20 protein-coding genes and 2 tRNA genes are annotated in these 22,793 nt (G+C 52.6%); 11 read left to right on the forward strand and 11 right to left on the reverse strand.

Annotation, left to right across the window (positions count from 1 at the left end; translation table 11 throughout):
- Positions 1-28: 28 nt before the first annotated feature.
- Positions 29-919: a LysR family transcriptional regulator gene (locus HV345_RS13040; protein WP_181635651.1), complete on the reverse strand. Its 891-nt coding sequence runs from the start codon at positions 917-919 to the stop codon at positions 29-31.
- Between the two features lie 172 nt (positions 920-1,091).
- Here HV345_RS13040 and HV345_RS13045 point away from each other — a divergent pair, with 172 nt between their 5' ends.
- Positions 1,092-2,228 carry an alpha/beta hydrolase gene (locus HV345_RS13045; RefSeq protein WP_181635652.1) on the forward strand — a complete coding sequence of 379 codons (1,137 nt, stop codon included), beginning with the start codon at positions 1,092-1,094 and terminating at the stop codon, positions 2,226-2,228.
- A 141-nt stretch (positions 2,229-2,369) separates the two neighbouring features.
- Positions 2,370-3,563, forward strand: a complete 1,194-nt coding sequence (locus HV345_RS13050; protein WP_181635653.1) for an MFS transporter — start codon at positions 2,370-2,372, stop codon at positions 3,561-3,563.
- Positions 3,564-3,661: 98 nt separating this feature from the next.
- Here HV345_RS13050 and HV345_RS13055 read toward each other — a convergent pair whose 3' ends face one another.
- Complete coding sequence (locus HV345_RS13055) at positions 3,662-4,132, reverse strand: GNAT family N-acetyltransferase (protein WP_019076706.1); 471 nt, start codon at positions 4,130-4,132, stop codon at positions 3,662-3,664.
- A 248-nt stretch (positions 4,133-4,380) separates the two neighbouring features.
- Between HV345_RS13055 and HV345_RS13060 the strand changes: the two genes are divergently transcribed.
- The 6 genes from HV345_RS13060 to HV345_RS13085 all read left to right on the forward strand — a co-directional run bounded on the left by HV345_RS13060 (position 4,381) and on the right by HV345_RS13085 (position 8,479).
- Positions 4,381-5,361 (forward strand): GlxA family transcriptional regulator, encoded by a 981-nt coding sequence (locus HV345_RS13060; protein ID WP_181635654.1) that lies wholly within the window; start codon positions 4,381-4,383, stop codon positions 5,359-5,361.
- Positions 5,362-5,439: 78 nt separating this feature from the next.
- A complete protein-coding gene (gene gap / locus HV345_RS13065; RefSeq protein WP_181545648.1) occupies positions 5,440-6,450 on the forward strand; it encodes a type I glyceraldehyde-3-phosphate dehydrogenase in 1,011 nt (336 codons plus the stop codon).
- 267 nt (positions 6,451-6,717) lie between these two features.
- Positions 6,718-7,200, forward strand: coding sequence for a glutathione peroxidase (locus tag HV345_RS13070; protein WP_181635655.1), 483 nt, complete (start codon positions 6,718-6,720; stop codon positions 7,198-7,200).
- A 199-nt stretch (positions 7,201-7,399) separates the two neighbouring features.
- A tRNA-Val gene (locus HV345_RS13075) sits at positions 7,400-7,476 on the forward strand.
- Between the two features lie 4 nt (positions 7,477-7,480).
- Positions 7,481-7,557, forward strand: a tRNA-Val gene (locus HV345_RS13080).
- A 199-nt stretch (positions 7,558-7,756) separates the two neighbouring features.
- A complete protein-coding gene (locus HV345_RS13085) occupies positions 7,757-8,479 on the forward strand; it encodes a substrate-binding domain-containing protein (protein ID WP_181635656.1) in 723 nt (240 codons plus the stop codon).
- On the opposite strand, the gene HV345_RS13090 is transcribed toward HV345_RS13085, so the two are convergent.
- From HV345_RS13090 to puuE, 4 genes are all read right to left on the reverse strand, one after another.
- Complete coding sequence (locus HV345_RS13090) at positions 8,466-9,218, reverse strand: ABC transporter ATP-binding protein (RefSeq protein WP_181635657.1); 753 nt, start codon at positions 9,216-9,218, stop codon at positions 8,466-8,468. The genes HV345_RS13085 and HV345_RS13090 overlap by 14 nt on opposite strands.
- Positions 9,215-10,219 carry an iron ABC transporter permease gene (locus tag HV345_RS13095; RefSeq protein ID WP_101700849.1) on the reverse strand — a complete coding sequence of 335 codons (1,005 nt, stop codon included), beginning with the start codon at positions 10,217-10,219 and terminating at the stop codon, positions 9,215-9,217. Before HV345_RS13095 ends, HV345_RS13090 begins: the two co-directional genes overlap by 4 nt.
- Positions 10,206-11,261 (reverse strand): ABC transporter substrate-binding protein, encoded by a 1,056-nt coding sequence (locus HV345_RS13100; RefSeq protein ID WP_181635658.1) that lies wholly within the window; start codon positions 11,259-11,261, stop codon positions 10,206-10,208. Before HV345_RS13100 ends, HV345_RS13095 begins: the two co-directional genes overlap by 14 nt.
- A 175-nt stretch (positions 11,262-11,436) precedes the next feature.
- The gene (gene puuE / locus HV345_RS13105; protein WP_016156390.1) at positions 11,437-12,699 is read right to left on the reverse strand and encodes a 4-aminobutyrate transaminase; all 1,263 of its coding nucleotides are present in this window, start codon (positions 12,697-12,699) and stop codon (positions 11,437-11,439) included.
- A 106-nt stretch (positions 12,700-12,805) separates the two neighbouring features.
- Between puuE and HV345_RS13110 the strand changes: the two genes are divergently transcribed.
- Entirely contained in the window at positions 12,806-14,281 is a 1,476-nt protein-coding gene (locus tag HV345_RS13110; protein ID WP_181635659.1) for a PLP-dependent aminotransferase family protein, read from the forward strand.
- A gap of 47 nt (positions 14,282-14,328) precedes the next feature.
- On the opposite strand, the gene HV345_RS13115 is transcribed toward HV345_RS13110, so the two are convergent.
- The 4 genes from HV345_RS13115 to HV345_RS13130 form a co-directional block, all read right to left on the reverse strand.
- Positions 14,329-15,537 carry a cytochrome c gene (locus tag HV345_RS13115; RefSeq protein ID WP_181635660.1) on the reverse strand — a complete coding sequence of 403 codons (1,209 nt, stop codon included), beginning with the start codon at positions 15,535-15,537 and terminating at the stop codon, positions 14,329-14,331.
- A gap of 3 nt (positions 15,538-15,540) precedes the next feature.
- Positions 15,541-17,433 carry an NAD(P)/FAD-dependent oxidoreductase gene (locus tag HV345_RS13120; RefSeq protein WP_016156387.1) on the reverse strand — a complete coding sequence of 631 codons (1,893 nt, stop codon included), beginning with the start codon at positions 17,431-17,433 and terminating at the stop codon, positions 15,541-15,543.
- Positions 17,434-17,521: 88 nt separating this feature from the next.
- A complete protein-coding gene (locus tag HV345_RS13125) occupies positions 17,522-17,995 on the reverse strand; it encodes an ester cyclase (protein ID WP_016152935.1) in 474 nt (157 codons plus the stop codon).
- 11 nt (positions 17,996-18,006) lie between these two features.
- The gene (locus HV345_RS13130) at positions 18,007-19,434 is read right to left on the reverse strand and encodes a gamma-aminobutyraldehyde dehydrogenase (RefSeq protein ID WP_181625963.1); all 1,428 of its coding nucleotides are present in this window, start codon (positions 19,432-19,434) and stop codon (positions 18,007-18,009) included.
- 315 nt (positions 19,435-19,749) lie between these two features.
- On the opposite strand from HV345_RS13130, the gene HV345_RS13135 reads away from it, so the two are divergent.
- Entirely contained in the window at positions 19,750-20,475 is a 726-nt protein-coding gene (locus HV345_RS13135; protein ID WP_047358859.1) for a FadR/GntR family transcriptional regulator, read from the forward strand.
- Positions 20,476-20,499: 24 nt separating this feature from the next.
- Positions 20,500-21,198, forward strand: coding sequence for a cache domain-containing protein (locus tag HV345_RS13140; protein WP_016152932.1), 699 nt, complete (start codon positions 20,500-20,502; stop codon positions 21,196-21,198).
- Between the two features lie 21 nt (positions 21,199-21,219).
- Here HV345_RS13140 and HV345_RS13145 read toward each other — a convergent pair whose 3' ends face one another.
- Entirely contained in the window at positions 21,220-22,701 is a 1,482-nt protein-coding gene (locus HV345_RS13145) for an APC family permease (RefSeq protein WP_016152931.1), read from the reverse strand.
- Positions 22,702-22,793: the final 92 nt, after the last annotated feature.

Here is a 22,793-nt window from a genome sequence, read left to right on the forward strand (position 1 = left end):
TTACCCTGACACGTGTGCAGCCTGGCCTTCATTCATAAATTCTCAGTGTATCGATAACTGCTCGCAGAGCGGGAGACACATTGCGGTGCGGATAATAGAGAAATGAGCCTTCCAGGCGTTGACTGTAACGTTGTAAAACTCTGATGAGTGAACCCTCTTCTAAATCATCGGACACCAATTCTTCTGGAACATAAGCCAGCCCCAGCCCCAGTCTGGCGGCTTTGGCTTCCATATAACTGTCAGCAAAAGCCCATTGTCCCTGCGGCTGATGAGTTATTTTTTTACCATCCTGTTGAAGCTCCCATGTATAGAGGCTTCCATCGCCAAATTGATAAGCGATGCAGGGATGAACCGCCAAATCTGCCGGGACTTGTGGAAAGCCATAGCGGCGAAAGTGTTCTGGCGTACCAACAATGGCCATCTCCATATCGGGGGAAATACGGACCGCTATCATGCCACCGCCAACTTCCGGTCCGAGACGTACACCGGCATCGAATCTTTCCGCAATAATATCGACAAACCGACTTTCGCTGATGAGTTCCAGCCGGATGTCAGGATAGCGTTGCTTAAACACCGCAAGCTTTGGCAGGAGCAGTTTATCAATAGCGTGCTGACTGGCATTAATCCGTACCGTACCTGACGGGGACTGGCGATAATGGGCCAGCGTGGCAAGCCCCATATCTAAAGCGTCGAATCCTGACTCAATGGTCCGGTAGAGCTGTTCGCCGGCATGGGTGAGCGATAGCCTACGCGTAGTGCGAGCCAGAAGCTGAACGCCCAGTCTTTCTTCAAGTTCGCGTACGGAACGGCTTATACCTGATTGTGCCAGGCCGAGTCGTTGCGCCGCAGCGGTAAAACTCCCTTCCCGCACCACCTGCATGAACAGGTATAAATCATTATAGTTTCCCCGTTTCGCCATCACGTTTCCCTCGCTATCGCATCACCATTTAGAACAATATGGTATTAATTCTAGCAATTTTACCCCTCTAATAAGCACTATTACTGCTCACTATAATGCTCGCATTGCAACAAAGCACAGCAGTGTTGTCCGTATGAAACCTGTATCTATCACGTTTTATGAGGGGATTTTGATGACTGCCTTCACCAAAAAACTGACAGCCGCGATACCAGCCATGCTGCTCTGCGCATCATTAAGTGGAGTTACAACGATGAGTTATGCCAATACAACCAATCCGAACGCGCCAGTTTCACTGGTCGAGACATGGGATAAAACCTTCGCTAAAAGTACGAAAGTTAATCACCGTAAAGTGACCTTTCAGAACCGCTTCGGGATCACCCTGGTCGGTGATCTCTACATTCCAAAGGATCGCGGCGAGCGCAAACTGGCGGCCATTGCCATCAGCGGGCCTTTCGGCGCGGTGAAAGAGCAGTCCAGCGGTCTGTATGCGCAGACGTTGGCTGAGCAGGGATTTGTTACCCTGGCTTTTGACCCTTCATATACGGGGGAAAGCGGTGGCTATCCGCGTAACGTTGCCTCTCCGGATATCAACACCGAGGATTTCAGCGCGGCTGTTGATTTCCTTGGCCTGCAAAATGAGGTTGATCGAAATCGTATCGGATTACTGGGTATCTGCGGATGGGGCGGGATGGCCTTAAACGACGCCGCGATGGATACCCGCGTGAAAGCGGTGGCGACCAGCGTGATGTATGACATGAGCCGTGCGATGGGGCATGGCGTAGGTGATGGTAAAGACCGTTATACCACTGCGGATCGTCGCGCCGTATTACAGTATCTGAACGCACAGCGCTGGGAAGATGCGAAGAACGGAGCTTTCGCGCCCGGCGGGCATGACATTTATGTTGATGAAAAGGGGGACGTCAGTACGTCGAAACGTATTCTGCCAGAAACGTTACCCGCAAATCCTAATCCGGTTCTGAAAGAATTCTTTGATTATTATCGCATGCCGCGTGGTTTCCATGCGCGTTCGGTCAACTCAACCGGGGCCTGGAATGCGACGATGCCGCTGTCATTTATGAATATGCCGCTGCTGAGCTACGCCAATGAAGTCACTATCCCCACGCTTATCGTGACCGGCGAAAAAGCCCATTCACGCTATTTTGCTGAAGATGCCTTTAGGACGATCGGCAGCAATGAGAAAGAGCTGGTGATTGTCCCGGGGGCAAATCATGTTGATCTGTACGACAACGTTGCGGGTAAGATTCCGTTTGCTAAATTTGAGCAGTTTTTCAATACCACCCTAAGATAACCGCCCCAAGCCGCCTGATATTTGCAGGCGGCTGTAAAACGCCTGCACATCATTTTCATCCATGTTTTGACGTGATTTCCTGAATGACGTCTGTCCGGACTGCGCCTGAACCTGGCCGATTCGATATTAAGAGATCTGATAATGTCCACAGTAAGACTAAAACCGCATTACGAAAAAAAGCATGCGCATTGGGGGGGCGTGTTTGCCATGACGCTGTGCGTGTTTGTGCTGATCGCTTCCGAGTTTATGCCGGTCAGCCTGCTTACGCTTATTGCCAGTGATTTACACATTACCGAAGGGCTGGCTGGCCAGGGAATTGCAATCTCTGGCGCGCTGGCGGTCATTACCAGCCTGACTATCTCCCATATTGCCGGAGATCTGAACCGAAAACATCTCCTGCAGGGGCTGACGGTTTTAATGGCCATATCGGGGATAGTCGTCGCCCTAGCACCCAGCTATCCGGTTTATATCCTGGGGAGAGCCCTGCTTGGGGTGGTCATTGGTGGATTCTGGTCCATGTCTGCTGCAACCGCCATTCGGCTCGTTCCGCAGCATCAGGTTCCCCGCGCGCTGGCGATTTTTAACGGTGGGAACGCGCTGGCTACCGTTGTAGCGGCACCGCTTGGCAGCTATCTGGGGACGACCGTGGGCTGGCGAGGGGCATTTTTATGCCTCGTTCCCCTGGCTATAGCCGCGTTCATCTGGCAGTGGGTCAGCCTGCCATCGATGGAAAGCGATAAAAAACAAAAATCCCAGAGATCTATGCATCGTCTGTTCCGCATCACCATTGTCCCTGCGGGACTTCTGGCCTGCGGATTCTTCTTCATGGGGCAATTTGCCTTATTTACCTACGTGCGCCCCTTTCTTGAGACCGTAACCCGCGTAGGCCCTTCTGGTCTCTCTCTGATTTTGCTCGCAATAGGCGTGGCGGGTTTTGTCGGCACACTGGCCGTATCAATATTCCTGAACACAAGTTTTTATCAGACTTTAATCATGATCCCCCTGCTTATGGCAGCAACTGCCGGGGCGTTACTACTGGTTGGACACAGCATCTGGGCTGTTGCCGTATTGCTCAGCCTGTGGGGACTACTAGCAACGGCTGCGCCAACGGGATGGTGGACATGGATAGCGCGGGCACTACCCGAAGATGCAGAGGCGGGTGGTGGCTTAATGGTTGCGGTGATCCAGCTATCAATTGCCCTGGGTTCAACGGCAGGTGGGTTGGTATTCGACACTCTGGGATGGCGCAGTACTTTTGGCTTGAGTGGTTTCTTACTTCTGGCGGCGGCAGCAATGACGATTGTCACATCCCGTCAAAACAGCAAAGCAAACTAGAACTATCCATTCATTTCTGGCGTGCTCTCTGTCATGGCATACGGCAGAGAGCCGAGTGTCCGCCCTCGCTGATCGCGGACCTTTAGCCCAGTTATCTTCTATTTTTTCACCAAATATTTTCGCATCAGTGCATTTTGTAATGTCACTCCGCGACAGGCAGGAAACCCACGTTCCACAACATGAAAACCGTGTCGTAGAAAGAACGCCTCCGCAGCCTTACTGACATTTGAAGTCAGTTCGCCAATTCCACGTTGTCTGGCTTCTTCATGAATGCGATTCATCAGTAGTGTCCCTACTCCCTGTCTCGGGTAGGTTCCCGAGACAAAGAAATGGTCAATGTACCCATTTGGCTGAACATCTGCATATCCAGCTATTTCACCATCCACTTCAACAACAAAGGGGCGTAATTCCTTCATATGATTGGCCCATTGTTCCGGGTCGATATCCGTTGGGGCCCACGCATCTATTTGTTCCTGTGTGTAGTAATGTGATGCGAGGGTATGTACAGAAGATAAAAAGACGCTGAATAACGAAATTTCATCTCCATTACTAAACCTTCTGATTTTCATAAGACCTCGTCAGGAGAGTGACTTGTAGAACAATACCATTTTTGGTGTAGCAGAGCGTCAGCCCCTCGTGGTGAGTTTAATGGGTCAATGCAACGCTATTCTTAATCAAGGGAGATGCTCAGGCAACGCCGTTGAGTCAACATCAAACCATCGGCCCGTGGCGGTAATGTCGCTACGCCACGGGTAAGGCTTTTTCCAATTGAGTATGTAATATTGACTTATTGTGTAAAAAGATTACTTTTCAGGACATGAAGAAGATACTCATTATTGTTCCCGATGGCGGTATGCTGTTTGAGTCCGCCGGTATTGCCGACATTCTGATGCAGGCCAACCGCCTGCATCCCAAAGGCGCTACGGAGACGTGTTACCAGGTTCAGTTAGCGACAACGCAACCGCATCAGGTGATCCATGGTCAGTCCGGCCTAAATCTACTGGCAGATCATCGCCTACATGAGATAGATCCTCGCGAACCTCTCGATACCATCATCATCACTGGCAGAGGTCAAAACCCGCAGGAAGGGATTGCAGTGGTTGACTGGCTACGCCTTGCCGCTCCCCACGCCCGCCGCATTGCATCCATTTGCGGCGGCGCGATGCTGCTGGCAGAAACCGGGCTGCTGGACGGCAGACGAGCCACCACCCACTGGAAGCTACTGGAAACCATGCAGGCAGAATTCCCTAAGGTGCGCGTCGAAAGCGGTCCGCTCTATATTCAGGACGAACATATCTGGACATCAGGTGGCGTCAGTTCCGGCTTTGACCTGACGTTAGCGTTAGTTGAAGAGGATTACGGCTTCAGTCTGGCGCGCGACGTCGCTCAGGATTTCGTCATGTACCTGCGCCGTCCCGGGGGACAACTCCAGTTTAGCCGCTACAACCTTCAGCAGACCAGTACCCTGGGCCCGATTAACGATCTGCTCGCCTGGCTGCTTGAGAACCTGACCGCCGATCTCAGTGTGGATAAACTGGCGGGAAAAGTCGCCATGAGCCCACGTAATTTCACCCGCGTGTTTACCCGGGAAACGGGCGCATCACCGGCACGCTACGTGGCCGAAGCCCGTCTGGCCGCTGCACGACAGCGTCTGGAGCAGACCAACGAGACGCTGGAGCGTATCGCCGAACAAACAGGATTTGGCAGCAGCATTAACCTACGACGGCTGTTTGAAAAACAGCTTCACCTGACGCCTGGTGAATATCGCCAACGCTTTCATTGTCGTAAAATGGCGTAAAGTGATCCTTATTTGTCATTTACGCCAATCCGTGACCGGCCTAAATTTACTCCAGTGACAACAGATAAGGAGTTCATCATGGTAAAGGTCGGTATTAACGGTTTTGGCCGTATCGGACGTAACGTACTGCGTGCTGCACTGGGTAACCCGGAGATCCAGATCGTGGCAATCAACGATCTGACAGACAGTAAAACGCTGGCGCATCTGCTGAAATACGACTCGCTGCTCGGTAAACTCGACGCCGACGTCACCGCCGGTGAGGGGCTGTTGGTGGTTAACGGTAAATCCATCACCGTGTTCAGCGAACGCGACCCAGCCAACATCCCATGGCGTCAGCGTGAAGTCGATATTGTCATTGAAGCAACCGGCTTCTTCACTGAACGTGACAAGGCGGCGGTGCATATCCACAGCGGTGGCGCAAAACGAGTGATTATCTCCGCCCCTGGTAAGAACGATGATTTAACCATCGTGATGGGCGTTAACGATCACCTCTACTCTGCGGATAAACACTTTGTCGTCAGCAACGGTAGCTGCACCACTAACGGTCTGGCACCTGCCGCACAGGTTTTGCACCAACATTTCGGCATTAAGCATGGTTTGATGAATACCACCCACGCCTATACCAACAGCCAGGCGCTGCACGACCAGCCGGAAAAAGATCTTCGTGGTGCCCGCGCCGCTGCATTGTCGATTGTGCCCTACTCCAGCGGTGCCGCGAAGGCGCTTGGCAAAGTCATCCCGGAGCTGGATGGTCGCTTAACCGGTTACTCGCTGCGCGTACCGGTTCCGGTGGTCTCCATTGTCGACCTGACCGTAACGCTTGAGCGGGATGTTACAGCAGAGGAGGTCAATAATGCGTTTCGTGACGCCGCCGCGACAGGGCCACTGAAAGGGATCCTCGGCTACAGCGATGAACCGCTTGTCTCAAGCGATTACCAGGGTGACCCGCGCTCATCCATCATCGACGGCCTGTCAACGCTGGTGATTGGCGGCAATATGGTCAAAATTCTGGCGTGGTACGACAACGAATGGGGATTCTCTAATCGCCTCGTCGACCTGGCACTGCTAATGGCAAGGCACGAACGTTAATCCCCTGCTCTCACACTCTCTCTAAATCCACGCCAGGCGTGGATTTTTTTATATCTGTTACGTGTTTGTCCCAGTGACAATCGCCCACAACGTCACGTCCCCCATTTTTAGTCGTCACCTAACGATGCTGCTGGGGTGACGCGTTTAAAAAAATTAGCGATAACCCGACAAAATAATAAATCGGCATCACTTTAACGGTCAGTTTATTAATCAGACAGTTGCGACCATAATAAAATGAGTAATGCGATCTTATTTGAGGATTCCGGCATGATCACCTTTTATCAACTTACAGCCACCCGTCTGCATGGTGAGCCCGTCTTTATGGCCGACTATGCTGGCAAACTGGTTCTGGTGGTCAATACTGCCAGCCATTGTGGCTTCACGCCGCAATATGCAGGCCTCGAAGCGCTTTACAAGAAGTACGCCGCGCAGGGTCTGGTGGTGCTTGGTTTCCCCTGCAACCAGTTCGGTAATCAGGAGCCTGGCGGGGCCGACGACATCTCGCAAACCTGTCACATCAACTACGGTGTGAGCTTCCCGATATTTGAGAAAGTGGAAGTCAACGGTGCGGCTACGCATCCGGTGTTTCGTTACCTGAAAAACGAATTACCCGGCGTGCTGGGTGGGCGTATTAAGTGGAATTTCACTAAGTTCCTGATCGGACGTGACGGCAAACCGCTCAAGCGTTTTGCGCCGTTCACTACCCCTGAGAAAATAGAAACCGCGATCCTTGCTGCGCTTAAAGTCTGAGCGCACCTGTCATTCAAACCGTCCCCATTATGCCCCTGCTCACTGTCTGAATAAAAAACACGCTGCAAAATCAACAAAATATAATCAACTTGCTTAATTACTCTGCAATCGCGTGAGTTCAGGAAGAAAAATGCTATTTCCCTCTTGCCTCATTCGGTCTGTGCCGCTAATATTCGTCCCCGTTGTCACCTACAACGTTGCGTTCATAGCTCAGTTGGTTAGAGCACCACCTTGACATGGTGGGGGTCGTTGGTTCGAGTCCAATTGAACGCACCATCTTGCGTCCGTAGCTCAGTTGGTTAGAGCACCACCTTGACATGGTGGGGGTCGGTGGTTCGAGTCCACTCGGACGCACCAAATTATTTCTATGATTTGGTGCTATTTCCCTTCGTTACACCTCATAATTTCTTTTTATTCCCCTGTTCGTAGCCTTAAGTTTGATCATTACTCCGTATGATGCTGGCACAAAGCGATGCGCCAAAGCCTTCTAAACTCTATGCTCAGCGCGTATCATTTATCCTCTTCGCAAACCCTTTTTCGCCAGAGATCGGATACCATGCCCTCTTCCATTATTCTGTTTGCCGCGGGCAGTTTACGCCTGGCATTTGCCCCTTTAATAAGCCAGTTCTCGCGCCATAGTGGAATAGACGTGAAAGTGGAATATGGTCCGGCCGGTTTATTACGCGAGCGTATTGAAGCCGGTGAACCGTGTGCGCTCTTTGCCTCAGCCAATCGGGAGCACCCGCAACGCCTGCTGGCTTTGCAAAAAGCTGTCCTCACGCAGACCTTTAGCTGGAATCAACTGAGTCTGGTCAGCAACCGAAACGGCGCCTGGCTGGATTTGCTCCGCGACCCAACGCTACGAATAGGTACATCCACGCCCGGCTGCGATCCTTCCGGAGACTATACCTGGGCATTTTTCGACAATATGGATGTACTGGAGCCAGAACTCGGACAACAGCTTCGGGCGCGCGCCATCCCGCTGGTTGGTGGACGTGATACGGTGAAAATACCGTCTGGAGAACTGGCGAGCGCCTGGATCCTTCGCCAGGGACTGGCCGATCTGTTTATCGGCTACGCGCATTACGCGAATACGCTGCGCGCCCAACCCGACGTGCATTATGTAGCTATCCCTGATGAGCACAATATTCGCTGCGAATACCAACTGGCGGTGCTCGACGCATCCAACGAGGTGATGGCGCTGGTTAAATTCATGCTCTCCAACGGCGGTCAGGCGTTTCTTACCGCCGCCGGGTTCTTACCTCTTAACGACGAATAGTAAACAGCGGTGCGATAAACGGCGTCGGGTGGTTCTCTACACTGAGTTTTCGCAGCGGTAAGCCATAGGCCAGGAACAGATTCTCTTCCGTCACAATGCTGTCCGTTGGCCCTGCCCGCCATTTTCCTTCGGGGAGCAGCAGCAAAGTATGGGTGGCTATTTGTAACGCATGCAGCGGATCGTGGGTCGAAAAAAGAATGCTGCATCCCTGTAGATGGGCCAGATCGCTGATGAGCTGAAGCACCACCTGCTGATTGGCGAGATCCAGCGCGGAGCACGGCTCATCAAGCAGCAGCGTTTGACACTCCGTCACCAGCGCCCGGGCTATCATCACCAGTTGCTGTTGCCCCCCGGAAAGTGAGCTAAACGAGTGGGAAGCAAGCTGGGCAATATTTAACTGCTCCAGCGCCTGGGTCGCTCTTTGTTGATCCTGCTGGCTGGGTTGCGCAAAAAGCTTCACGTGCTGTGCCCGCCCCATCAGCACCACGTCGCTCACCGTATAAGGAAATGGCAGGTGGCAATGCTGCGCCACAATCCCTATCCCGCCGTCAATTTCAATGCTGCCGTCCAAAGCTGGTAGCGTGCCGGTTAGCGTATCGAGCAGCGTACTTTTACCCAGGCCGTTACGTCCCAGCACAGCCCAGATCTCACCTTTCTGGCAACTGAATGTAAGCGGCTCAAATAGCGGCGCGCGATACCCATAGGTAAGCGTATTTACACGCAATGCGGCAGGTTTCATGATGTCCCCCGGCGGCTGGAACGGATGAGTAAAAAAGCAAACAGCGGCGCGCCGAATAATGCGGTGATGATCCCAAGCGGTATCTCCGCGTGCATCAGGGTACGCGCAATATCATCCACCACAATCATAAAACCGCCTCCCATCCAGAAGGCGCACGGCAGTAGACGCCGATGATCAACCCCCACCAGCAAACGCGCCAGATGCGGAATAACCAACCCAACCCAGGCGATACTGCCGCTGACCGCTACCTGAGCGGCGACTAAACAAGCGCAGCACAGCAAAACGCTGCGTCGCAGAGGAACTACCGCGACGCCTAGCGAACGGGCATCTTTATCATTGAGTGATAACAGGTTTATCCGCCAGCGTAGCTGGTACAAAACTGTCGCAGCGATACCGACTGGAATCGCCAACAGCAGAACTTTATGCCAGTTAGCCGTCGCAAAGCTGCCGAGCAGCCAGAACACGATATTGGGTAACGTTTCTTCGGTATCAGCCTGATACTGAATCAGGCTCACCAGCGCGGCAAAAAAACCACTCAAAATGATACCCGACAGGATCAGCACCAGCGTATTCTCCAGCCCCTGCAGCGCAGCAATGGCATACACCAGGATCAGCGCCGTCAGACCGAAGAAAAACGTTGAACCCATCATCAACCACGGCGACAGGCCGAGCAGAATAGCCAGCGTTCCGCCAAAAGCAGCCCCGGACGTCACGCCAATAATATGCGGGTCGACCAGCGGATTATGAAATACCCCTTGCAGCGTCGCGCCACATAACCCCAACGCCCCACCCGCCAGCAGCGCCATCAGAATTCGCGGTAGCCTGACCGTCCAGATAACCTGACCGGCAATCCCTTCAGCGTCGCTATAGTGCATCAGGTGATAAAAGACTTCGCTTAACGACAGCGGATATTGTCCGAGGCACAACGAACCAAGGCCCAGCAACAGGACCGTCGCGATTAAGAGTGGTTGCTGGAGTAAAATGCGCTTACTTAACTGCATCAGGCTGCCAGTTCACACGATAAAAACGCTGATAGTAGTCTTGCGCCTGCGCATCAACATCCACGTCTTTATAGGCGTCCGGGTACAGTTTTTTGGCCATCCACAGCTCACCAATCGCTAACGCTTCAGGCATCGGATAGCCCCAGGCTTTGGCGTACTCAGGCATCAACCAGACGCGATGATTTTTCACCGCATCAATCCCCTGCCAGTTAGGATCGTTTTGGATCTCCGTTACCACCTGCGGGTAGCGATCCTGAACAAAAATTACCTGCGGGTTCCACGCCAATACCTGTTCCAGCGCAACCTGACGGGCGCCTTTCACACTGGCAGCCGCCACGTTTAGCCCGCCCGAGTGCTGCATCATGAGTCCCGTGTACTTCCCGGAGCCGTAAGTCATCAGGTCGGGGTTAGCCATATAAATACGGACTTTTTGCGCATCCGGGATTTTTGCGACCGGCGCATTGAATTTTGCCCGCGCCGCAAAAACGTAGTCGATTAACGTCTCAGCTTGCGGTTTGCGCCCCACGACGTCCGCAATCAGGCGAATCCCCTGCTTTAACCCTTCGTTGTAGACCTGCTCTTCATCGGCCATGGTCGGGTTCATTTTATTCTGTTGCCCGGCTGCATCCTTGCGCAATGAGATTGCCACGACCGGAATACCGGCGTTCTGAATCTGCTGGATCATCTCCGCTGGCGCATAGTTGGCGACAAAAACCACCTGTGGATGAATCGCCAGTAGGCTTTCAATATTCACGCTGGTGAGATCGCCCGGCGTCGGCAATGTGGCAATTGTCGGCATAAAGCGCGCAAACTCAGGCCCGAGCTGTTTTTTCCAGCTCGACATCACGCCAATAATGTCCTGCTGAGCATTAAGCTGGACCAGAATATTCAGCGTCTGGTGTTGCAGCACGACCACTTTGTCGACGTGGTCCGGAATCGTGACCTGACGACCAAGCTGGTCGGTGATCGTACGGTCGGCCTGGGCAGAAAACGCAAACAACATGCTGGCGCATACCAGCACAAAAGAGCGGAAAGTTAACATGGGATACCATCTGGATAGCGGAGTAAAAACGATGTGTATTAAATTATATAACGATATGACAGGCAACCCATTCGCGATAAATACCGCACGACACACGAGGAAGATCAATTTATGCCGACAAAAAAGCCGACGGTGATGACCACCGTCGGCTGTGGGTAACACTAGGACTAACGGATTATTTGGTTGCCGCTTTAATGATATCGAGCGCTTTGACGAACTGATCCTGCGGGATCGTCAGCGGATAAAGGAAACGAATAACGTTGCCATACTGACCACAGGTCAGCAGCAGTAATCCTTGCTCAAGGGCTTTCTTCTGCACGCGTTGTGCGGCGGCTGCGTTGGGTTCTCCCGTCGCTGCATCACAGAATTCAGCGGCGATCATAGAGCCTAAGCCGCGCACTTCGGCCAGTTCAGGACACCCGGCTTGCGCGTCAGTCAGAGTGGCGCGCAATTGTTCGCCAAGAGCTGCCGCACGCTGGCACAGCTGTTCATCACGAATGATATCCAGCACCGCATGAGCTGCCGCAATTGACAGCGGGTTTCCGGCGTAGGTTCCGCCCAGACCACCCGGCGCAGGCGCATCCATAATTTCAGCTTTGCCCACGACCCCAGATAGCGGCATGCCGCCTGCAAGGCTTTTTGCCATAGTCATCAGGTCAGCTTTGTCAGCGTAGTGGTCCATCGCAAATAACTGGCCTGTACGGGCAAACCCGCTTTGCACCTCATCGGCGATCATCACGATGCCATGCTCGTCGCAAATACGGCGGATGGCAGCCACAAACTCCGGCGGCGCCACCACGAAGCCCCCTTCACCCTGGACGGGCTCGAAAATAATCGCCGCGACCTGAGTGGGATCGATATCGGCTTTAAACAGGCGTTCAATCGCTTTGATGGAGTCCGCCGTAGAAATCCCCTGCAACTCGCAAGGATACGGTGCGTGGTAAACGGAGCCAGGGAACGGGCCGAACCCTTTTTTATACGGCGCCACCTTGCCGGTTAACGCCATCGTCATGTAGGTACGCCCATGAAAACCGCCGCCAAAAGCAATAACGCCAGGACGGCCGGTATGTGCGCGCGCAATTTTCACCGCATTTTCGACCGCTTCAGCCCCGGTGGTGAAGAATGTGGTTTTGCGCTTGCCGTCGATTGGCGCAACGGCGTTGATTTTCTCAGCCAAAGACACATAGCTTTCGTACGGGACAATCTGATAAGCCGTATGGGTAAAAGCCTGCAGTTGCGCTTCGACTGCCTGCACCAGGCGAGGATGACGGTGTCCGGTGTTCAGCACGGCAATCCCGGCGGCAAAATCGATGTACTGATTGCCTTCGATATCGGTAATTGTGCTGTTTTCTGCTGACTGGGCATAAAAATCACACATTACACCCACGCCACGCGGGGTGGCATCCAGACGACGTTGTTGCAGGTTTTTATTGTTCATTCTCTACACCTTGTCCATTAATACATTTAGGTTGAATTACCCTTTAAATTTAGACGCCATCTGGTACTTTAATCGAGAGCCAAATCGTTTTATTTTAAGGATCCAAATGCGTTCACTTGCCGGAGATGTGATCAAGCAGGCATTTAGCCAGCAGACCGATGAAAAGCTGCATCGTCGCCTGTATGCCGCCATCTGCAGTTGCATCCTCGAAGGTAGCCTGAAACCGGCGACCCGAATGCCTCCGTCGCGTGACCTGGCAGGCGAACTGACGCTATCGCGCAATACCGTCCTGCGGGTTTACGAGCAATTGCAGGCCGAAGGTTATATTTCCGCGCGCACCAGCAGCGGCACATTTGTCACCGACAGCGTGCTGGACAATCTCGACCTGCGTCCCCACAAAGAGCCCGTTGCCGCCGCACTGGAGGATCACACCCGCTTATCTGCCCGCTGCCTTGAGCTGCTGGGCCATGCCAGCGCCAGCCCTCGTCAATGGGGCGCATTTATTCCAGGCGTACCTGATGTGGAGCATTTCCCTCACCGGGTGCTCAAAAAAATTCAGGATCGGCTGGCGAGACGGTTGCGCCCGGAGTTTCTCACGTACGATGCCGCAGGCGGCGTGACTGAGCTGAAAGAAGCACTGGCAGACTATCTGCGCACCGCACGCGGGGTACGGTGTTCACCGGAGCAAATTCTGATTACTGAAGGTATTCACCAGGCGCTGGATCTGGTGACCCGGACGCTATGCAACCCGGGGGATAACGCCTGGATTGAGGAGCCGGGCTACTGGGGAATCAAAAATATTCTGCGCATCAATGCGGTTAACTTTTCGGCGATCCCGGTTGATGAACAAGGTATGGTGCCGCCGGAGGCTGGCGAATCTGCGCCAAAGCTGATTTTTGTGACACCGTCACATCAATATCCGCTCGGTTCGGTAATGAGCCTCAACCGCCGTCGGGCACTTCTCTTTCGCGCACGTGAAACGCGAAGCTGGATAGTGGAAGATGACTACGACAGCGAATTTCGCTTTTCCGGCCAGCCAATTCCATCATTGCAGGGACTGGAAGAAGAGACGCCGGTCATCTATATCGGGACATTCAGTAAAACACTCTATCCCGCACTGCGGCTTGGGTATGTGGTACTGCCCAAACCGCTCGCCGCGCCGCTGAAGAAGGTTCATAACGACCTCTATCGTGGTGGACATTTGTTGATTCAGGCAGCGCTGGCGGAGTTTATCCGCGAGGGTTACTACGCGGCGCACATTCGTAAAATGCGCCAGTTGTACAGTCGTCGCCGCCAGACGTTGGTGGAGCTTATCAGCCGCCAGTTGGGCGAGCAGTATCTTGGCTCCTTCAGCAGCAACGCCGGGCTGCACATGATTCTACAGTTGCCCGTCGGGAGCGATGACGTTGTCATTGCCCAACAGGCGAATACGCAAGGGCTGCTGGTGCGCCCGCTGTCTCGCTATTACGTGAATGAAGAGAAACGCAGCGGCCTGCTGCTGGGATTTGCCAGTATTGCAGAGCATGAAATGGCGGCGGCGTTTACCCGACTGGTGGGTATTATCAGAGTAAACGCCGTTTAAGCACTGCCGGATGGCGCTGCAAGCACCTTGTCCATCCGACATGCTGTTTAATGTGACGCTTTTTTAATCCCTGCCAGGTCCTCCTGGCTTACTTCGCCATTCCCTTCTCCCCAACTTTTACGCACGTAATTAATCACGTCGCGCATTTCGTTGTCGCTTAACATGCCACCGTAAGCCGGCATCTTAAAGGAGACGCTGCCACGCGTTGTCGGTGTTTCTGCGCCGTGGGCAATCACTCTGAACAGCGGCGTCGGGTCATCAACCATCACCAGCGGGTTGTTGATCAAAGAAGGTGCGTTATCATCCGTACCTTTCCCCTCCAGACCGTGACAGGTTGAGCAGTAGCGGTTATAGGTCACTTTGCCCGCCTCGGGTGAATTCGACCAGGACACCGTAGTTGCCGCTGCGCGCACCGTTTCAGGCTTCACGCTTTTCAGGCTCAGCAGATATTGCGCGATCGCCGTGGCATCGTCATCGGTCAGGTACTGTGTACTCTGCGTAACGACTTCAGCCATAGAACCTGAAACCGCGGCATGCTTGCTTTTACCGGTCAGCAACAGCGATTTTAATTCCTGCTCAGACATTCCCGTGCCGCGCAGCGAAGGCGCATACCAGCCGTCGATCATCGCGCCGCTCAGGTACTCGGCATCAGCATTGGTATACGCTTTTTCGTTCATCGCCATGCCTCTCGGGGTATGGCAAGAACCGCAGTGCCCGGGACCTTCCACCAGATAAGCGCCCCGTTTTACTAACGCAGCGTTGTCATCCGTTTTCGCACGCTCTACAGTCGTCGCTGGCGCGTCGGTAAACAGCCAGTTCCAGATATGCAGCGGCCAGCGGGCGGAGAGTAGCCACGGAATGGCATTCTCTTTATTGGGCTGCGCAGAGGGGGTGACATCATGCATAAAATAGCGATACAACGCCTGTACATCGTCATCAGAAAGTTTCGCGTAAGAGGGATAAGGCATGGCCGGATAGAGCGGATGACCATCTTTGGCAATTCCCTGACGTACGGCCTTGTCAAAATCCTCGTATGAGTAATTACCAATACCCTGGGTTTTGTCTGGGGTAATGTTGGTCGAATAAATATCCCCTACCGGAGTAGGAAACTTTTTGCCACCCGCCATCGCCGCCCCCCCTTCGGTGGTATGACAGGCCACACAGTCAGAGATACGGGCGATATATTCGCCATTAGATTCCGCTGCACTCACAGAGGCGGTAAACAAACAGGCGGCAAGAACGGTTACGTTACGCATAGATCACCCCATATCCTTGAGTTCATTAACCGCACGCCATGCCTGGTCGATGGCCGTATGGGCATAAGCGCCCCAGTCAGAATCGGAATTAGCGATGGCAATGCGACCAACTGGCTGACGCGCCCGCTCGATAATTTCTGGCATTTTATCCATATCATCGAACAACGCGTTGGCGTAATACGCATAGCCATGCGCCCAGCGGTTAACCGTAATGGCGGAGATATCGCGTTGATTATCAAAGCCCGTTGAGCCAAACATTTCCTGCAACTGGGAGCGAATCATCTCCTCATGCGTCGCAAATGTGGTCCCCAGTAAATACGCTCGCCCCAGACGGAACTGTTCTCTGGCCGACAAATTACTGCCCGGATAAGTAGGCACATAGACCATGTGAATGACCATCGGATCGTCCGGTGAGGCCGGGTGTTGATACCCGCCGATGCTGACCGGATAGTCGAGCTTAATCCGGCTGTATGGTGCCGCCGGAGAGTAAAATTCATGCACGCCAAGCTGTTTGAACGCCTGCCAGTTTTTGACCACCACGTTGGTGTACACCAGCGGTGCCTTCACGTTCAGTTTGAGATCCGCCTGCTGCTGTTCCGGCATCTCAGGCACCAGATACGGGATCATCATGTTATAGCCCGCCATGATGGTGTTTTTACCGCGCACGCGATGCATTTTGCCGTCACGCAGATAGGTCACCACCACGCCATCCTTTGTGTTGGCCGCATTAATCACCGTGCTATTCAGACGCAAGCGCGTGGTGTTTTCCGGCAGATCCAGCTTTTCATAATGCAGTCTGGCAAGGACGGAGTCTTCCATCGTGTTACCCGGTAGCGCATCCGGCAGCATATACCTGACTAACAGTCGGGCCAGCCCGGCGTTACCGTCAGGGAAATGGTAAACATACGGCTCTTCGAGGTCGGCCAGCGACTCGCCGTCCAACGGCGGTATTCCCAGCGCCTCCATGCCGGGTAATGCGCACGCCCTGGCATCGCTACAGGAAATGCCTTCAATGCCGATGGCAAAGAAGTCATTAGAACGCTGCTGAAAATAGAGCAGCGCCATTTTGCTCAAACCAACTTTTGTGGCCAAAAATTCACTGTAGCTGTGGGTATCCAGCCATTCCATTTTCTCATCGACCGTCATGCCCGGAAGATAGTCGCCAGGATGGACGTGCAGGTCGATCAACGCCTTTCGGTCATGCTCACTTAGCGGAAAATCATTGATAAAGTCTTCAATTTTACGGCCATTGAGCCTGTTCGGCGGGATATCATCAGATACCGCGCGCCCCGGATCGCCGCTGACGATTTTTGTCTCGCCAAAATTCTTTTTGTCGAAAAAAACGCCACGACTGAGCTGCCAGTCGGGGTAGAAGTTTACGTCAAAACTCTCTTTTAACCGCGTGACGCTGACGCCCACGGTTTCCATCAGTTTTTGCACCTCAGGGCTGAAATTGTGCGCGGGCGACTGGAATGCTTCGCTGCCGCCATAGCCGAGTAATTTCTTACCTGAGCTCGTAAATTCGTTACGTTTGGCGTGCCCGCCAAAATCGTCATGGTTATCGAGGATCAGGATCCGGCTATTTTGACCGGCAAGCTGGCGCCAGAAACAACCGGCAGCCAGCCCGCTAATACCGCCGCCCACAATCACCAGATCGTACTCTTCCTCAACGGGCAGAGCGTTTAAATCAAAATGTTTATGCTCGCGGCCTACTGCATGCGCCATTTCAAACGATCCAGGATGATTACCCCGCAGCCCCGTCAGCCCTGGCGGATAATAATTTCCATCTATAAATGCGTTTCCCTTTCCTGCCGCCCTGACCCATTCCAGCGGGGTAAGCCCCGCCGCAATAGTCACCGCGACGCCGTTGAGAAAATCACGTCTGGTAATTGCCATTAACTTTTTTCCTTATTGCTACACACTGCCCTAAATACGACACAAATAAGAGATGTCCCCCTTCATAGTAATAAAGGGGTACAGCCGACTATTTCCCTGGCTTTAACTCTTCATCCAGTTTTTTAGAATCATAATAATCACCCTGCCAGGTGATTTTACCTGCTTTAACATGAATATAGCTGACACCTTCAAATTTTATCGGATTATTTGTCGGCGGACTCCCTGCCCATTCACCACTATTTTTGCCTGAAAATTCCCAACGAAACGCCACGGTATCTTCGTCGTAAACGGGTTTGCCGACCATTTTCCAGCTCAGATCTGGCACCGCCTTAATAAAGGCACCGATAACCTCTTTTTCAGCTTTTTCTCTGCCATTTATCGGTTCGCCAGCGGCGGCATCATAATAGACTGCGTCATCAGCAAGATATTGCGCGGCTCGCGAAGCATCGTGTGCATTCCAGGCTGCCATGTACTCTTTAACGGTATTCAGCGATGTGCTTTCTGCCAGGCTATAGCCCGAGAACATCACGAATGAAAGCACCGCTATGTTTAATGTTTTCATCGACATCCTCTCTATTCAGAAATGTCACACATGATATGTTTCACCCGGGTATATTCTTCGAGCGAATAGGATGAGAGATCTTTGCCATAACCCGATTTTTTGAACCCGCCGTGCGGCATTTCGGCGCACAGAGGAATGTGATTGTTAATCCACACGGTGCCAAAATCGAGGTCAATGCTGAAGCGCTGTGCGCGCCCATGGTTACTGGTCCAGACGCTGGCGGCCAGACCATATTCCACATCATTCGCTTTGTGTAGACCCTCTTCATCAGTCGAAAACGACTGAATAGTCATTACCGGTCCAAAAACTTCATGCTGAATAGCTTCGTCATGTTGATGCAATCCGGAGACGATCGTCGGCTCAAAATAGAAGCCCGGACCCGGCCCGGCACGCCCACCCGTTTCAATTTTTGCATGTGCCGGTAAACGCGCAATAAAGCCTTTCACCTGCTCCAGTTGGTTTTTACTGTTCAATGCGCCATATAGCGCAGCCTGATCCGCTGGCGGTCCAAATTTAATACTCTTCGTTTTCTGAACCAGCTTTTCCAGGAATTCAGCGTAGATGGATTGTTCGACCAGAATACGCGTAGCCGCCGTGCAATCCTGGCCGGCATTGAAGAAGCCTGCCGTGGTGATCGTCGCGATCGCCTTGTCCATATCTGCATCAGCAAACACCACCGCAGGCGCTTTCCCGCCCAATTCCAGATGCGCCTTGGTCAGGTTCGCCGCTGCCGAAGCCGCAACCTGTAGACCCGCGCGGACCGAACCGGTAATCGAAACCAGTGAGGCCTTCGGGTTTGAAACCACCAGCGAACCGGTGCTGGCTTTACCTAATACGACGTTAAACGCCCCTCTTGGGAACAACGGCGCGGCCAGTTCAGCTAACAGCAGCGTGCTGACCGGCGTGGTGTCGCTGGGTTTTAATACGACCGTATTGCCTGCTGCCAGCGCTGGCGCAATCTTCCATACCGCCATCATGAACGGGTAGTTCCATGGCGTGACTTGTCCAACGATACCCAGCGGTTCACGGCGGATAGTCGAGGTAAACCCGGCGGAATATTCCCCTGCCGCTTTCCCTTCAAGACAGCGCGCCGCACCGGCAAAAAAGCGGATGGCATCGCAGGATGCCGCGATCTCTTCCTTCTCAATAAAATGGCGAAGCTGACCGGTCTCCTGACTCTGCGCGTTCACCAGCCGCTCAACGTTTCGTTCAATCTCATCTGCCAGCTGCAATAACGCCTTTTGCCGCTGTGCCGGCGTCGATTTTCGCCAGATGCTAAACGCCGCCTCCGCCGCCGAGTAGGCCTGCTCCACCTCTTCCGCATTGGCGTTGGGTGATAATGCATACGTTTCGCCGTCGACCGGACTCACCAGTTCGAAGGTATCTTCGCTACGACCTGCTACGTATTGCCCATTGATAAAATGCTTCAGGGTTTTCATGTCTGTCTCCTGCCCGTTAATACATAAAGAAACTTATGTAATATATATATTGTAAAAGATTTTCAAATGCGCAACATTGACACTATGATAAGCCTCGCATTTTTAACTTAATTTTTACATTTTCGGGATAAGGCTTTTCATCGTGAGCCGAGGCTTTATGCTCAGCTCATCATGAAGTTATCGGGACACACATCCGCTTGTGCAGTGACGTTGCGCATAGGCATGTAAAATAACTCGGCCATTCTTACCTTCCTTGCCTGACGGGCATGTGTTAAAAATGGTCGTTGTTTCAGGGAATTGAGTGCAGAAAAGATTATGATTACTCACGCGGTCATATTTGCGCCTATCGGGCAGGTCAGTCGTTCAGACCAGATAGTGCAGCGCCTGTCAAACGCCATTATCACGGGGTTGCTGGAGCCAAAAGAACAGCTCCCCAACGAAACTGATTTGGCAAAGATGATGGGTGTCTCACATATCACTATCAGAGAAGCGCTAAACACGCTTCGGGCTAATAATCTTATCCATACGGTTCGTGGTCGAAATGGCGGGAGCTTCGTTTGCGAAAATATTGATGGCAAAAACAGCGCCCTGCATCCGTTCAAAGCGATCAGCACGGATTATCTTTCTGACCTGGGCGAAATGCATTGCGCCATTATCAGCCATAGCGCAAGGCTGGCTTCCAGACGGATGACCGGCGCGGATATCGCCAAATTTCGCGAGTTTGTTGAGGTGCTCAACAAGGCAAACTCACCAGAGCTTATGACCCAGGCCGATATGCGCTGTCTACTGGCGATAGCTGCCAGTTCACATTCGGCGCGACTGGCCAATCAGGAGCTGCAGGTCCAGGCTGAATGGGCATCGCTGGTGGCGATACTTTATCGCGCAGACAACATTCATGCCGAAATTATTGCGCTTTACTCGGCACTGGCCGATGCGCTGGCAGCTCACAACGAGGCAGAATCCGTGCAGCTTGCCACACGGATCATCGACACGTTTACCTATTACCTTATTGAAAAAAAGCTGAAATATAACTCGAACTGACAATCAGTGAAGGCAGGACAGACAATGAGCTCTTCGACATCCTTAAGCGCATTAATTCGTAAGATTGATGATATTACCGCCTCTACCGTAGATTCTACCGTTGCGCTGGCGAGGAGCATCCATGAGGCGATTTCCGGGGTGCAAAAGGCCTCAGCAGAAGTTGTCCTCGATCCATCGGTGAGATCTACCGTTCAGCAACACATCAAGCGCACCCTCAGTAACAATCATTACTGTTCAGGGGCCGGGTTCGCCAGCCATATTGAGAGCACTGCCACCACAAAAGAGTATTGGCTGCTGGAATGGTGGTATAAGAAAGATAATGGTTTGAGTCAGGCGCACCTCGATTTAGATCAGGCCACCCAGCAACGCCTGGATTTCAGAACCTTCGAGTGGTTTAAGCACTCACCTCCGGCAGGAAAAGCCTATATCCACGGCCCCTACGTCGACTATATCTGCAATATTTCCTACACCCTGACCTCGGCAGTGCCGATCTACTACAACGATCAGTTTCTTGGCGTTGCCGCCGTCGATCTGCTGGTCAGTCAGATTGAGGCCGAACTGCTTTCCTGCGCTCATCCTGACTATGTCATTCTGACCAATCTGGAAAACAGAATTATCTTTTCCAGCTGGCCACGTTTTCGCGTGGGTGAATTACTCTCTCCCGCAAACAGTACCGTTGTTTATCAGAGCGACTACTTTATCCTTTATCACTATCAAAACTAAGGGCCCGAAGGCCCTTAGTTTTTAGTTATCCTGCCCCATATTCAGCTTGTTAGCGTAGGCAATGGCGTCGTTTTCCGGCGCAGCAGAGCGACCAAACGGTCGGGTCAGGAACATATAGATAAGCCCGGAGCCAACGACAATCGCCAGGCCGAACAGTACCGTCCAACGGTCGATGAAATCGCTGCTGTCTGCCGGTTGCGCCAACAACCAGATCCCACACAATCCATAGGCTAGCGCCAGCACGTTCACAATCACGCCCCAACCGCCAATGGTCCACTCCCCAGCCGGTTTCCAGCCTTTCAGGCGCTGGCGCAGTGCGGCAAGCACAACCATCTGGAACGAGATATAAATACCGATGACGGCAAACGCGGTAATACGCGACAGGTTGTCTGGCTGGAAATAGACCCAAACGCAGATGATGACTGGCAGCAGACAGCTAACAACCATGGCATTATCCGGAACGCCATTTTTAGAGATCTTTGACATCCACTCACTTCCCGGCAGCATTCTGTCACGGGAGAAAGAAAAGATAAGGCGGCTTAACGCAGCCTGCAGAGACAAAATGCACGACAGCATCGCCACAATCGCGACGATGATAAAGATAGTTGCGCCGGTTTCACCAAGTGCTTCATTAAGGATGGCCGGAATCGGGTCAGATGTTTTGCCATTCACGATACTGACCAGATTTGGTGAAGCCAGGAGGTATCCCATGACGGAAATAATCGCCGAAATCGCACCAAATACGATGCTCAAAATCATCGCAACCGGGATCTTTTTACTTGGATTCTGTACCTCTTCCGCAACGTTACCGCAGGCCTCAAAGCCAAAGAACATAAACAGCCCCATCAGCGCGGCAGACATAAATGCGGTGGAATAGCTGCCGTCATGCGCCAGCACGCCCATCGAATCAAAAATTACGGAGAATGGCTGCGAACGGTGGAATATCAGCAGATAAATTCCCAGCGCAATCACGCTAACGATTTCACACCAGAAGCCAATTTTTGCGACCCGAGCCAGATTTTTAGTCCCGGACATATTAACAGCCATCATCAAAAGCAGCAGCAGGACGGAAGTCGCCAACATAGTGGCTGGCGTCTGACCATAGTGGAAGAGCGACTCAACAAATGTTGAAGTATATTCCGCGATTGACGTAATGGTGACCACCAGTGCCCACAGGTAAATCCAGGCAGCGATCCACGCATATTTCTTGCCCCATAACCTTCTGGCCCACGGATAAAGCCCGCCGGTTATCGGATACTGGGAAGCGACCTCACCAAACACCAACGCCACCAAAAGTTGTCCACATGCGACGATTAAAATCCACCAGACTGCGGGCGGCCCCGCCAGCGTTACGGCCAGAGCAAACAGCGAATAGACGGCGGTAAGCGGCGAAAGGTAGGTAAAACCCAACGCAAAGTTTGAAATAAGACCGATCGAGCGATTGAACTGTTCTTTGCCATCTTTTTGAAAATTATCGTTTTTCTTATCAGGTGTCTGTTCCATATAGCTTTCTCTTTTGTGGAATAGTCGCAGGGTTGAACAATTAATGTATAAAAGATATTAAGTTATATGTATAGTGATTTTGTCGCTAATTT

The sequence above is a fragment of the Citrobacter sp. RHBSTW-00986 genome (assembly GCF_013783065.1).
Lineage (GTDB): Bacteria > Pseudomonadota > Gammaproteobacteria > Enterobacterales > Enterobacteriaceae > Citrobacter > Citrobacter braakii.

Bases quoted from the DNA above. Each gene is read 5' to 3' on its own strand.
- HV345_RS13040 (WP_181635651.1), bottom strand. From the start codon at position 919: ATGGCGAAACGGGGAAACTATAATGATTTATACCTGTTCATGCAGGTG.
- HV345_RS13045 (WP_181635652.1), top strand. From the start codon at position 1,092: ATGACTGCCTTCACCAAAAAACTGACAGCCGCGATACCAGCCATGCTG.
- HV345_RS13050 (WP_181635653.1), top strand. From the start codon at position 2,370: ATGTCCACAGTAAGACTAAAACCGCATTACGAAAAAAAGCATGCGCAT.
- HV345_RS13055 (WP_019076706.1), bottom strand. From the start codon at position 4,132: ATGAAAATCAGAAGGTTTAGTAATGGAGATGAAATTTCGTTATTCAGC.
- HV345_RS13060 (WP_181635654.1), top strand. From the start codon at position 4,381: ATGAAGAAGATACTCATTATTGTTCCCGATGGCGGTATGCTGTTTGAG.
- gap (WP_181545648.1), top strand. From the start codon at position 5,440: ATGGTAAAGGTCGGTATTAACGGTTTTGGCCGTATCGGACGTAACGTA.
- HV345_RS13070 (WP_181635655.1), top strand. From the start codon at position 6,718: ATGATCACCTTTTATCAACTTACAGCCACCCGTCTGCATGGTGAGCCC.
- HV345_RS13085 (WP_181635656.1), top strand. From the start codon at position 7,757: ATGCCCTCTTCCATTATTCTGTTTGCCGCGGGCAGTTTACGCCTGGCA.
- HV345_RS13090 (WP_181635657.1), bottom strand. From the start codon at position 9,218: ATGAAACCTGCCGCATTGCGTGTAAATACGCTTACCTATGGGTATCGC.
- HV345_RS13095 (WP_101700849.1), bottom strand. From the start codon at position 10,219: ATGCAGTTAAGTAAGCGCATTTTACTCCAGCAACCACTCTTAATCGCG.
- HV345_RS13100 (WP_181635658.1), bottom strand. From the start codon at position 11,261: ATGTTAACTTTCCGCTCTTTTGTGCTGGTATGCGCCAGCATGTTGTTT.
- puuE (WP_016156390.1), bottom strand. From the start codon at position 12,699: ATGAACAATAAAAACCTGCAACAACGTCGTCTGGATGCCACCCCGCGT.
- HV345_RS13110 (WP_181635659.1), top strand. From the start codon at position 12,806: ATGCGTTCACTTGCCGGAGATGTGATCAAGCAGGCATTTAGCCAGCAG.
- HV345_RS13115 (WP_181635660.1), bottom strand. From the start codon at position 15,537: ATGCGTAACGTAACCGTTCTTGCCGCCTGTTTGTTTACCGCCTCTGTG.
- HV345_RS13120 (WP_016156387.1), bottom strand. From the start codon at position 17,433: ATGGCAATTACCAGACGTGATTTTCTCAACGGCGTCGCGGTGACTATT.
- HV345_RS13125 (WP_016152935.1), bottom strand. From the start codon at position 17,995: ATGAAAACATTAAACATAGCGGTGCTTTCATTCGTGATGTTCTCGGGC.
- HV345_RS13130 (WP_181625963.1), bottom strand. From the start codon at position 19,434: ATGAAAACCCTGAAGCATTTTATCAATGGGCAATACGTAGCAGGTCGT.
- HV345_RS13135 (WP_047358859.1), top strand. From the start codon at position 19,750: ATGATTACTCACGCGGTCATATTTGCGCCTATCGGGCAGGTCAGTCGT.
- HV345_RS13140 (WP_016152932.1), top strand. From the start codon at position 20,500: ATGAGCTCTTCGACATCCTTAAGCGCATTAATTCGTAAGATTGATGAT.
- HV345_RS13145 (WP_016152931.1), bottom strand. From the start codon at position 22,701: ATGGAACAGACACCTGATAAGAAAAACGATAATTTTCAAAAAGATGGC.